Annotated in this window: 7 protein-coding genes; 5 read left to right on the forward strand and 2 right to left on the reverse strand. The window is 70.3% G+C overall.

What is annotated here, in order from left to right:
- Positions 1-3: 3 nt before the first annotated feature.
- On the reverse strand, positions 4-3,597 hold the full coding sequence (smc, locus tag WC969_06915) for a chromosome segregation protein SMC (GenBank protein MFA6029565.1): 3,594 nt from the start codon (positions 3,595-3,597) through the stop codon (positions 4-6).
- A 202-nt stretch (positions 3,598-3,799) separates the two neighbouring features.
- Between smc and WC969_06920 the strand changes: the two genes are divergently transcribed.
- The 5 genes from WC969_06920 (at position 3,800) to WC969_06940 (ending at position 10,402) form a co-directional block, all read left to right on the forward strand.
- On the forward strand, positions 3,800-5,020 hold the full coding sequence (locus WC969_06920) for an MltA domain-containing protein (protein ID MFA6029566.1): 1,221 nt from the start codon (positions 3,800-3,802) through the stop codon (positions 5,018-5,020).
- Positions 5,017-6,327 (forward strand): DUF1343 domain-containing protein, encoded by a 1,311-nt coding sequence (locus WC969_06925; protein MFA6029567.1) that lies wholly within the window; start codon positions 5,017-5,019, stop codon positions 6,325-6,327. Before WC969_06920 ends, WC969_06925 begins: the two co-directional genes overlap by 4 nt.
- 84 nt (positions 6,328-6,411) lie before the next feature.
- Positions 6,412-7,539: a PorV/PorQ family protein gene (locus WC969_06930; protein ID MFA6029568.1), complete on the forward strand. Its 1,128-nt coding sequence runs from the start codon at positions 6,412-6,414 to the stop codon at positions 7,537-7,539.
- Positions 7,536-8,069 (forward strand): T9SS type A sorting domain-containing protein, encoded by a 534-nt coding sequence (locus tag WC969_06935; GenBank protein ID MFA6029569.1) that lies wholly within the window; start codon positions 7,536-7,538, stop codon positions 8,067-8,069. The genes WC969_06930 and WC969_06935 overlap by 4 nt, the downstream gene beginning before the upstream one ends.
- Positions 8,070-8,077: 8 nt before the next feature.
- A complete protein-coding gene (locus tag WC969_06940) occupies positions 8,078-10,402 on the forward strand; it encodes a hypothetical protein (GenBank protein MFA6029570.1) in 2,325 nt (774 codons plus the stop codon).
- Positions 10,403-10,831: 429 nt separating this feature from the next.
- Here WC969_06940 and WC969_06945 read toward each other — a convergent pair whose 3' ends face one another.
- Positions 10,832-11,752, reverse strand: coding sequence for a PorV/PorQ family protein (locus tag WC969_06945; GenBank protein MFA6029571.1), 921 nt, complete (start codon positions 11,750-11,752; stop codon positions 10,832-10,834).
- Between the last annotated feature and the right edge of the window lies 1 nt (position 11,753).

The raw sequence follows: 11,753 nt of genomic DNA on the forward strand, positions 1-11,753 counted from the left end.
AGCCTACGCCGCCGCAGAGGTCTCCGGCCCCGCGTCCGCGGACGCCGCGGGTTCGGGCTCCGCCGGCGCGCCGGCGGCCACCAGCGGCGCCGGCTCCGGCATGGCGAAGGGCCCTTCCGTCTGCGCCGCCATGCGGGCCGCCGCCTCCCGCTCGCCCGGCTTGCGGAAGTCCACGGAGATGATCTGGCTGACGCCCGATTCCTCCATGGTGACGCCGTACATGACGTCGCAGGCCTCCATCGTCTTCTTGTTGTGGCTGACGATGAGGAACTGCGAACGCCCCGAGAACTGCCGCAGCATCGAGACGAAGCGGTCGACGTTCGCGTCGTCGAGCGCGGCGTCGGCCTCGTCGAGCATGCAGATGGGCGAGGGCTTCACCATGAAGAAGGAGAAGAGCAGCGCGATGGCGGTCAGCGTCTTCTCGCCGCCCGAGAGCAGGGAGATGCTCTGCAGGCGCTTGCCCGGAGGCTGGGCCATGATCTCGACCCCGGTCTCCAGCATGTTCTCCTCGTCGGTGAGGATGATGTCGGCCTCGCCGCCCTCGAAGAGCACCGAGTAGAGGCGGCGGAAGTGGTCGCGCACCTCGTTGAAGGTCTGGCGGAAGTTCTCGCGGGTCGTGGCGTTGATGCGGTTGATGGCGGTGCGCAGGTCGTCCTTGGCCTTGTTGAGGTCGTCGACCTGGCCCTTGAGATAGTCGCGCCGCCCCACCAGGGCCTCGTACTCCTCCGGCGCGGCGAGGTTGACGTTGCCGAGCGCCTCGATGCGGCGCTTGAGGAACTGCACGCGCTCGGGGTCCACGGCCTCCTGGTCCTTGTGCTGCGCGCGGGCCGCCTCGAGAGTGAGGCCGATCTCCTCGGTCAGCCGGCGCAGCTGCGACTCGAGGCGGCCGCGGACGGTCGCCACGCGCAATTCGCTGTCCTGCAGCTGCCGCCCGAGCCCTTCGAACTCGGCGCGGCGGTCGTGGAGCCCCTTCTCCATGTTCTCGGCGTCGCGGGCGTGCTCCTGGGCCTTCGCGAAGAGGGCCTGGGCGGCGCCCTCCCCCTCGGCGAGGCGCACGCGCAGGGCGTCGAGCGCCGTGCGGGCCTCGGCCTCGGAGGACTTCTCCTCGTCGATCTTGCGCTCCCAGGCCTGCCGCTGCTCGAGCCGGCGCCCGAGCGAGCTCTCGTATTCGCGGCGCCCGCCCTCGATGCGCTCGAGATGGCTGCGGGTGTTGGACTCGTGCTCGCGCAGGGTCTGCAGAGTCTGCTCGAACTGGCTCTCCTGCGCCTCGAGCCCGACGACGGCGGCGCGGGCGTCGTCGCGCCGGCGCACGGCCTCGCCCTTCACGACCTCGAGCCGGCCCTCGTCCTCGCGCAGGCCCTTCAGGCGCGCGGCGTGCCCGATGCGCAGCTCCTTGGCCTCGGCGATCTGGACGAGGAGCTCCGCGCAGTGCTTCTCGACGAGCGCGGCGTCCTCCTCGATGGCCGGGAGCAGGTCGGTGCTGTGGCGGAGCTCGGCGGCGGCGTGGTTGAACTTCTGGGTCTCGACGGACTGGATGTCCCGCGCGGCGCGCAGGCGCTCCTCGGCGGCGACGAGGGCCGTCTCGGCCTCGGCGCGCCGCCCCTGCACCGCGGACCCTTCGGTCGCGATGAGGGCCAGGCGTTCGCGCGCGGGCAGCAGCTCCGAGAGCTTGGGGGCCGCGCCGGCGGTGTCGCCGGAGCCGCCGCACACCCAATGGGTGCCGTAGAGCTCGCCGCCGTAGGCGTAGCACTCCGAGAGCAGATGGCGCATCGCGCGTTCGTAGGCCGGATCGAACTGGACGTGCTCGAGCAGCGGCTTCGCGTCGGGCGGGAGCTGGCGCGAGGGCTCGTCCTGGGAGAGCGTGCTCAGCACGAGCATGCGGGCCCGGCCGCGGCCGGCGTCGCGCAGGAAGCGGATGCCGGCGCGCGCGGCGTCGGGGTCGGCGCAGAGCACGGCGTAGAGGCGCTCTCCGAGCGCGTCCTCCAGATGGGTGCGCCAGGGCTCCTCGGCGCGCAGCACGGACTGCACGGTGCCGAGGACGCCGGGGAGACCGGCCTCGATGAGGGCGTGGGCGCCGACCCAGTAAGGGTCGCGGCTGCCCTGCGCCTCGAGCGACTCGACGCGGGCCTTGAGCTGCACCTCTTCCTCGCGCAGCGTCTGGACGCGGAGGCGCGCCTCTTCGAGCTCGCGGACGGCGTCCTTGTGGGCGCCCTCGAGGCGCTCGAGGGCCAGGCGGGACTCCTCGGTCCAGGCCTTGCGCTCGTTGAGGTTCAGGCGCGCGCGCTCGACCTCGACGCGGCCTCCGGCGAGGCGGCCCAGGGTCCGCTCGAGCTCGCGCAGCTCGGTGCGGGCGGCCATGATGTTGTGCTCGACGCGGCTCTCCTGCTGGGCGAGCTCGCGCACGGTGCTCTGAGTGCGCTCGGCGGCCTTGAGCGCGTCGGCGGCGGACGCGTCCACGCCGGCCTGCGCTGCGTCCTGACCCTCGCGGGCGGCGGCGAGCTCCGCGGAGAACGCGCTGCGGCGCGCGAGCGCGGCGGCCACGGCGCCCTCGGCCTTCTCGACCTGTTCGCGGGCGCCGGCGATCTGCGGCTCGAGGGCCGCGAGAGCGGCCCGGTCGTGCTCGGCGTCCTTCTCGGACTGGGCGATCTGCTCGACGAGGAAAGTCCGGTTGTTCTCGGCGCTCGTGATGCGTCCCTGCAGCGCCCCGCCCTCCACCTTGAGGTCGGAGATCGCCGCGTTGGTCTCGACGAGCTTCCCGTCCACGGCGGCCTTCTCGAGACGCAGCGCCGCGAGACGGCCCTCCTCGGCCTCCACCTCGACCTTCAGCTGCGCGTGGCGCTCCAGCAGCGGGGCGGTCGTCTCCTGCTCGCGGGCGATCTCGGCCTCGGCGGCGTCGATCTCGCCGACGGTCTGGCGCGACTCGAGCACGGAGAGCTCGGCCTTGTACTTCTTGTAGAGCTCCGCCTTGCGCGCGTCGGCGTCGAGCTTCTTGATCTGCTCCTCGATGAGCGTCGTCGAGGTGGAGAGCTGGCCCAGGTCGATCTCGACCTTCTCGAGCTTGCGCAGCGCTTCCTCGCGCTTGGCCTTGTACTTGGAGACGCCGGCGGCCTCCTCGAAGAGGGCGCGGCGCTCCTCGGGCTTCGCCTCGAGGACGAAGGACACGTTGCCCTGGTCGATGATGGCGTAGCCGTCGGAGCCGATGCCGGTGTCGAGGAAGAGCTCGCGGATGTCGCGCAGGCGGCACTGCGTGCGGTTGAGGTAGTACTCGGATTCGCCGGAGCGGAAGAGCCGGCGCGAGACCGAGACCTCGGAGTACTGCACCGGCAGCATGCTCTGGGCGTTGTCGAAAGTGAGGGTGACCTCGGCCATCGAGGTCGGGTTGCGGCGCGCGGTGCCCGCGAAGATGACGCTGACCATCGAGTCCGAGCGCAGCGCCTTCCAGGACATCTCGCCGATGCACCAGCGGATGGAGTCCATGACGTTGGACTTGCCGCAGCCGTTGGGCCCGATGACGCCCGTGATGCCGGGCTTGAGCTCGATGCGGGTGCGGTCGGCGAAGGATTTGAAGCCGACGACGTCGATGGATTTCAGATACATGCTGCCTCTATGGTCGCGGGACGCGCGAAAGGCTCCATCGACGGCTCGGCGCCCGCTGTCCATGTTTTGCCATATTGTATCCGTCTTTTACGCGGATACTGTCATGGACTCCTGATATCCTACCACAGGCCGCCCGGAAAAATCAACCGCCTCCCCCCTCCGCCCGAACGCGTACGCGCGCGCCCATGCTATAATCGGCCCGGTGAAAAAGACCCTTTTCCCGCTCCTCGCCCTCTCCCTGGCGCTGGCGGCCTGCCTCCCGCCCCCGCGGCCCGGGCTCCGGCCGGCGGGCCCTTCCGTCACCCTCGTCCCACCCGCGCAGTGGCCCCCCCTGCGCGACGACCTCGACGCCGACTCCCTCGCGCGCGCGGCCGAGCGCACGCTCGCGTACCTGAAGGCGCTCGCGCCGAAGCTCACGGAGTTCGGGGACCGCAAGGTCGGCCCTCAGCTCATGCGCGAGACCGCCGAGGAGCTCGTCCGCCTGCGCCGCGAGGCCCGCACGCCCGAGGAGCTCGCGGCCGGCCTGCGCGAGCGCTTCGACCTCTACCGGGTCTCGGGCGCGACGACGGCGGCCGGCGGAGCCTTCTTCTCGGCCTACTATCAGCCCGTGCTCAAGGCGAGCCCCGTGCGCACCGAGCGCTTCGCCTTCCCCCTCTACCGCAAGCCCGCCGACCTCCTCGAGGCCGACCTCGGCGCGTTCGGCTCGAAGTGGAAAGGCGAGGGCGTCGTCGGGCGCGTCGAGGGCGGACGCTTCGTCCCGTACTTCGACCGCGGGGACATCGACGTGCGCCGCCGTCTCGAGGGGCGCAAGCTCGAGCTCGCCTGGCTGGAGAACGCCTTCGACCGCGTCGACCTCCACGTCCAGGGCTCCGGCCTGCTCGAGTTCCCCGACGGCAAGATGGTCGTGGCGCGCTACGCCGCGACCAACGGCCTCCCCTACCGCAGCGTCGGAGTCGCCGTCGTCGGCTCGGGCGCGATGCGCCGCGAGGAGATCGACCGCGAGCGGCTGCGCCGCTACCTCGCCGAGCATCCCGAAGGCGAGGCCTGGCTCCTCGCGCAGAACCCGCGCTACGCCTTCTTCGAGCTCGCCGACGCGCCCGCCGACGGAGAGCCCTTCGGCCAGATCGGCCAGCCGCTGACCGCCGGACGCTCCGCGGCGGTGGACCCGAAGACGGTCCCCCTCGGCCTTCCCGCCTTCATCCGCCTGCCGATGGCGCAGGTCGACGCGGAGGGCCGCCTCCTCGGCAAGGCCGACGCCTCCCGCTTCGTCTTCTGCCAGGACGTGGGGAGCGCGATCACCGGCCCCGGCCGCGTGGACCTCTACGTCGGCCACGGCCTCTCGGCGATGGAGACGGCCGTGCGCGTCTGGGACGCCGGAGAACTCTACATCCTGCTCAAGAAGCTGCCCGCGAGGGACCGATGAAAGCACTTCCGCTCATCCTGCTGTTCGCGTCCGCGGTCCCCGTTTCCGCCGCCGGCGACGTCGCGAAGAGTACGGCTCCCGTCGCCGTCGTGAAGAGCACGGCGCCCGCGGCCGCGAAGACCGCCGCCGCGCCGGCGGCTCCCCGCCCCGCCCCCGAACCCTCCGGCGTGCTCGCCGGCATCGACGTGCTCGAGGCCGACGGCTTCCAGGCGCTCAAAGGCAAGCGCATCGGCCTCATCACGAACCACACCGGGCTCGACCGCAAGGGACGCTCCACCGTGCGCGTCCTCGCCGAAGCCGAGGGCGTGCAGCTGAAGGCGCTCTTCTCTCCGGAGCACGGCTTCAAGGGCATCGTGGAGGACGGGGCCGTCTCGACGGACACCTACCGTCTCCCCGACGGGAAGACCATCCCGGTCTACAGTCTCTACGGAGCCACCCAGGCCCCGTCGGCGGCCATGCTCGGAGGGCTCGACGCCCTCGTCTTCGACATCCAGGACATCGGCGCCCGCTTCTACACCTATCCCACGACGATGGCGATGGCCATGGAGTCGGCCGCCGCGCGCGACATCGACTTCATCGTCCTCGACCGTCCCGACCCGATCAACGGCGAGAGCGTCGCCGGGACCGTGCTCGACGACGGCGTGCGCCACTTCACCGCCTACCTGCCCGTCGCCGTGCGCCACGGGATGACGGTCGGCGAACTCGCGCGCCTGCACAACATGGCCGGCCGCGTCGGAGCCCGCCTGCAGGTCGTCCCGCTGCGGGGCTGGACGCGCGCCATGTGGTTCGACAAGACCGGCCTGCGCTGGGTGAAGCCCTCCCCCAACATGCCGGACCTCGAGGCCGCCGGCCTCTATCCGGGGATCGGCTGCTTCGAGGCCTCGAACGTCTCCGTGGGCCGCGGCACCCCGATCCCCTTCCGCTGGGTCGGAGCGCCCTGGATGGACGACAAGGGGGTGCTCAAGCGTCTGAAGGCCGCGAACCTCAAGGGCTACGCCTTCGAGACCGAGAGTTTCAAGCCCTCGAAGAGCGTCTACCAGGGCAAGCGCTGCCGCGGCATCCGCATCCGCGTGCTCGACCGCGACGCCGCCGACCCCCTGCGCCTCTTCGCCCACCTCCTCTGCGCCCTGCGGGACCTGCACCCCATGGAGTTCGGCATCCGTCCCGAGGAGATGGTCCGCATGACGGGGACGGAGCGCTTCCTGCGCCTCTACAAGGCCGGAGCCGCCCCCAAGCAGCTCACCGACCTCTTCGAAGCCGATGCCTCCCGCTTCAAGGCGTGGCGGACCCCGTTCTTGCTCTACTGAGCGCCCTCTCCTTCGCGGGCCCTATATATTGTTAATAAGCCCGTAGTATTTTGTTAACAGCCGGGGGGCATACTCCGGGGGCACGTGCACCTGTCCATCCTCCGCCGTCCCCTGAGCGTCCTCCGCCCCTTCGCGGCGTTCCTCCTGCTGTCCCTCCTCCCCCTCGCCGCCCGCGCGGGCGGCCCCGGCACCACCTCGGCGAACTTCCTGAAGCTCGGCGTCGGCCCGCGCGCCGCCGCCATGGGCGAGGCCTTCACCGGCCTCGCCGACGACGTCAACGCCGTCGCCTACAACCCGGCGGGCCTCGGTTCGCTGCGGCGCAACGAGCTCGCGATGATGCACAACGAGTACCTCGAGGGCATCCACCACGAGTGGGGCGCCTTCGCCATGCCCACCGACCGCCTCGGGACCTTCGGGGCGGCGGTCAGCCTTTTCTACGTCGAGCCCTTCGCGGCCTACGACGAGAACGACCAGCCGACGGGCAAGGTCGGGGCGCAGGACGCCGCCTACGAGCTGGCGTACGCGAACACCTTCGGCGAGCAGTTCCACGTGGGCGCGGCCGCGAAGCACATCCGCTCGCGCCTCGACAACCACCGCGCGCAGGCCACGGCTTACGACGCCGGCGTGCTCTACGAATCGCGCTGGCGCGGCCTGCGCCTCGGCGCCTCCCTGCTGAACCTCGGAGGGAGCATGCGCTTCGTGCAGGACGCCGCGCCCCTGCCGCGGCTGTTCAAGGCCGGCGCCTCCTTCACGCCGCTGCGCACCCTGCGCGAGAAGCACGTCCTCACCCTCGCCGGGGACGTCACCGTGCCCTCCGACAACGACGCGTACGTCTCGCTCGGCGCGGAGTTCCGCACGCTCTACATCCTCGCCCTCCGGGCCGGCTACAACGGGAGCCGGGACACCGGCCTCGGGCTCTCGCTCGGCGTCGGCATCCTCGTCAACGACGGCGACGTCGGGCGCATGCCCTCCTTCGACCTCGACTACTCCTTCAGCGACCACGGGGACCTCTCGATGGCCCACCGCGTCGGGATCACCTTCCGCTTCGGCCAGCCGAAGGTCCCGAGCTGGAGCTACCCGCGCCGGGTCTCCGAGCCCTGGTGGAACCCGGCCCGCCCGCAGGCCCCGAAGGCCGCGCGGGAGCGGCGCGCGGCGCCCCCGCCGCCCGCGCCCTACGAGGACAACCCCGAGGTCCTCAAGGTGAACCCATGAAACGCCCCCTCGTCCTCCTCCTCGCCGTCCTCGCCGCCGCCCTCGGCGCGGCCGCCGCGCTCGCCCTCACGACGATGGTCGGCGGCGTCTTCAAGCTCAAGAGCTCGACCATCGTCCCGGGCGCCGGCACCGCCTCCGGCGGCGCCTATACCCACAGCTACACGATGGGCGCCCTGCAGGCCGTCCCGATGACCGGCGGAGGCCTCACCCTCACGCCCGGACCGCTGGGCGCGGTGCGCGGCGCGCGCGACACCAACGACGCCGCCCACGCCTTCCCCATCCCCTTCGAGCCCGCGCGCGGGCACGTCGCGCTCACCTTCACCCAGCTCAGCGCCGAGGCCGCCATCGACGTCTACACCGTCTCCGGCGAGCGCGTCAAGCGCCTGAAGAAGTTCGACCCGACCGACCAGTACGTCTGGACCCCCGTCGCCAACGAGCGCGGGGAGCGTCTCGCGAGCGGCGTCTACATCTTCGTCGTCAACTCCCCCGGCCAGAAGCCCCGCCGGGGAAAGATCATGGTCATCCGGTGAGAGGCCCTATGAAAGACTCCATCTCCGTCGCCGCCTTCATCCTCGTGCTGGGCGCCGGCGCCGCGGCCGCGCAGTTCCTCCCGGCGGCGACCGCCTCGCCGGGCAGCGTGCCCTCCGGCTTCAACTACCAGGGCCGCCTCGAGGAGAGCGGCTACCCGGTGACGGGCGCCAAGTCGATGACCTTCCGCGTCTACGACGCGCTCACGGGCGGGAACCTGCTCTGGTCGAGCGCCGCGCAGGCCATCAGCGTCCAGCAGGGCCTCTTCAACACCGTCATCTCCGTGTCCACCACCGCGCTGGCCGGGGGCGGCGACCGCTTCGTCGAGGTGCAGGTCGACGCCACGATCCTCGCCCCGCGCGAGCAGCTCTACGCGGTCCCCTACGCGCTCATGGCCAAGACCATCGAGGGCACGCTCGACATCTCCCACGGCGGGCTCTCGGTCTCCTCCTCGCCGACGGCCGGGGCGGCGCTCTTCGTCTCCTCCTTCACCGGAAGCGTCGGCATCGGGACCTCGGCGCCCTCGGGGCTCTTCTCCATCGGCGACGGGACCATGGTCGTGACCCAGAACGGCCGCGTCGGCATCGGGACGAGCGACCCCCAGAACCACCTCGAGCTCAGCGGCGGCAACTTCAAGCTCAACTCCTCCGGCGGAGGCGCGAGCGCCTCTCCCTCCGACGGCCGCATCGTCTTCGACAACCAGTACGACAACGCCGGCAGCCCCAGCGCGAACAAGCTCCAGCTCTTCGACAACGGCGCGGCACGCTACGGCCTCGGCGTGAGCAACGCGCTCGGGACCGGCAGCCTGGACTACTTCTCCTTCGGCGACCACGTCTTCTACGGGAGCCATGTCAACGAAGGGACCCCGGGCGGCGTGCTCCTGCGCCTCATGTCGACCGGGCACGTCGGCGTCAACACCGCGACCCCCAACCTCCTCGGCCGCGGCGGTACCCAGACGACCCTGACCGTGAGCGCTCCCGCCTTCGCGAACCTCGAGCTCGCCTCGACGGCGGCGGACGCCAACGGGATCCCCGTGGGGAGCGCGGATTTCGTCTTCGACGCCAACACGGTCAGCGCCGACCGCAAGCGCCTCGCCGCCGTCGCGGCCTACACGCAGGGAGCCGCCGCCGCCGACCGCGGCGGGCGGCTCAGTCTCTGGACCAAGGTGGACGGGAACATCCTCTCCGAGCGCATGCGCCTGAGCGCGGCCGGAGACGTGACCATCTACTCGACGAGCACCTCCGTCGGCGCCGGCGCCGTCGGCTCGGCCGTCGCGAGCCCCAGCAACGGCCGGCTCCTCTTCGACAACCAGTACGACAACGCCGGCAACGCCAGCGCGAACAAGATCGTCCTCTACGACGACGCGGTGAGCTATAAGATGGGCCTCGGCGTCAGCGCCGGTTCCTTCGACCTCTTCAGCGGCGGGAAGTTCCGCTTCTTCACCGGCCACGCCAGCGAGGCGACCCCGGGCGCGGAGAGCTTCAGCATCCTCTCCGGGCCTCGCATCGGCGTCGGCACGAACTCTCCCGCGACCGGTCTCGAGGTCTACCGGGCGGCGACGAGCACGCAGATCAGCGCCAACAACGACAGCTTCTCGGGGACGCGGATGGCGGGCTACAACTACCGCGTCGACACCAGCGACCTCTGGCAGACGCTCGTCGACAACACCGGCGCGCCCACGCCGACCAATACCTTCTCCATCCAATATAACGGAGGCAGCGCGACCCGCTACCTCAACGTCACCCCGGCCGGACGCGTCGGGATCGGCGAGCCGAACCCCGGCGCGACCCTGCATGTCACCGCGCCCACGTCGACGAGCGGGGACGTGCTCGCGGTCTCGACGGGGACGAGCAAGATGCTCTCCATCACCGGCGCGGGCGACGTCTATACCCAGGGGACCTTCATCAGCAGCCGCACCATCGCGGTACGGGTTTACAACAGCGCCGCGATCCCCACCGCCATCAACACCGTGACCCCGCTGACCTTCAACAGCGAGCGCTTCGACCCCGTGGACATGCACAGCACCACGGTGAACACCGGCCGGCTAACAGCCCCCATCCCGGGCGTCTATCACATCACATTGAGCGTGGAATTCGCCCAATTCGCCGGAGCCTGTTTCAAATGGTTCGCTATCGTCTACAATGGAGCGACTCAAATCGCGCGCAACGAGTTCTACAGCAACGGCAACTCCCTCGATTCCACGACTCTCGACGCCCTCTATTACCTGAACGCGGGGGATTACGTTTCGACGGAGGTCCGGCAGACCTGCGGAGCCGTCAACATCGACGCCGTCGGCAACTACTCCCCGGAGTTCATGATGGTCCGTATGCCCTAGGAGTCCGTCCGAGTAATAGCGTGTTCTCCGGTCGCGTGCTGTTGGAGCGAGACAAGGAGCGAGGAGCGCGCATAGCTGCGGCTATGTAAGCGACGAGCGACGCCGTCGCAGCCCGATAGCGCGCGACCCGCTCCTCCCATGACTTCTGAGGAAGAGCGGGAGGCCCCATCCCGGCCGTGCGCCGCGTTGCTCCTCGCTCACATAGCGAAGCTATGCTCGCTCGTCGCGCCTTGCGCACGGCTCAGGCTGATGCCTCCGGGGAATACGCTATTACTCGGACGGACTCCTAGAGCCCCTCCAGCGAAAACCGGTGCCTGTCACTCTCCTAATGGAACTAAACGCCCCCTTTGCGCGTAATCCAGTCATTGGGAGAAAGCGCCATTAGGAGAGTGACAGGCACTCAACCGAAAGTCAGCGCGGCAGCGTCCGCTAAAAGCGGGCGCCGACCGAGATGCGCTGCACGTTGCCGAGCTCGCCGAAGGGCGTGAAGGTGTAGTCGGCGCGATAGTTGCGGATCTTGAGCCCGAACCCGCCGCCGATCCCTCCCAGAGGAGAACCGCCGCCGATCGCGGTCCGTGCCGCCTGACTGGCGTAGCCGGCACGCAGGGCGAAGCCCTGGATGAGCGCGTACTCGGTGCCCACCCCGACGCTCGTTCCTCCGTCGTTGGGCTCCTGCCGCACGTCCAGCGCGATGTTGAGGGCCCCGGCGACCCGATAGGCCGCTCCCACCGAGACGGAGAGCGGCAGCGGGTCGCGCTGGTCGAGGAACTTCATCCCCTGGCCCACGTTCAGCACCGAGACGCCCAGCGACATCGGCAGGGCGTCTAGCTTATGCACCGCCCCGAAGTCGGCCGCGAAGGTCGAGGCCTTGTCCGAGCCGATGGCGCTCTCGAGGTACTTCACGTTCATGCCGAAGCCCGTGTCGCCGTGGGCGGTGAACCCCTTGAACATCCGGCCGAAGCCGAGAGTGAGCGCGGTGTCCGAGGCCGAGAACGCGCTCGTGACCCGCCGGTTCTCGTCGCGGCCCTCGAAGCCGCCGCTGCCCAGGCGCGCGGCGCTCAGCCCCAGCGTCCCGGCCTTGAAGGGCTGGGCGAAGCCGAAGAAGTCGAAGGTCGTGTCCATGAGCCACTGCGTGTGAGTGAACCCGACCTCCTGCTTTCCCAGGTTCGAGAGCCCGCCCGGGTTGTAGTAGAGCGCGTTGACGTCGTCGGCCAGGGCCGTGTAGGCCCCGCCCATGGCTTCAGGACGCGCCCCGGTCCCGATCTTGAGGAACGCGGCGCCGGAGTTCAGCGCGGCCGAGGTCGGCGCGGCCAGCAGCAGGGTCGACAGGAGGAGCTTGTAGAGTTTCATG

It is taken from the genome of Elusimicrobiota bacterium, from assembly GCA_041660925.1.
GTDB lineage: Bacteria > Elusimicrobiota > Elusimicrobia > UBA1565 > UBA1565 > JBAZUV01.

Coding starts and splice junctions, on each gene's coding strand:
- smc (MFA6029565.1), bottom strand. CDS start 3,597: ATGTATCTGAAATCCATCGACGTCGTCGGCTTCAAATCCTTCGCCGAC.
- WC969_06925 (MFA6029567.1), top strand. CDS start 5,017: ATGAAAGCACTTCCGCTCATCCTGCTGTTCGCGTCCGCGGTCCCCGTT.
- WC969_06935 (MFA6029569.1), top strand. CDS start 7,536: ATGAAACGCCCCCTCGTCCTCCTCCTCGCCGTCCTCGCCGCCGCCCTC.
- WC969_06940 (MFA6029570.1), top strand. CDS start 8,078: ATGAAAGACTCCATCTCCGTCGCCGCCTTCATCCTCGTGCTGGGCGCC.
- WC969_06945 (MFA6029571.1), bottom strand. CDS start 11,752: ATGAAACTCTACAAGCTCCTCCTGTCGACCCTGCTGCTGGCCGCGCCG.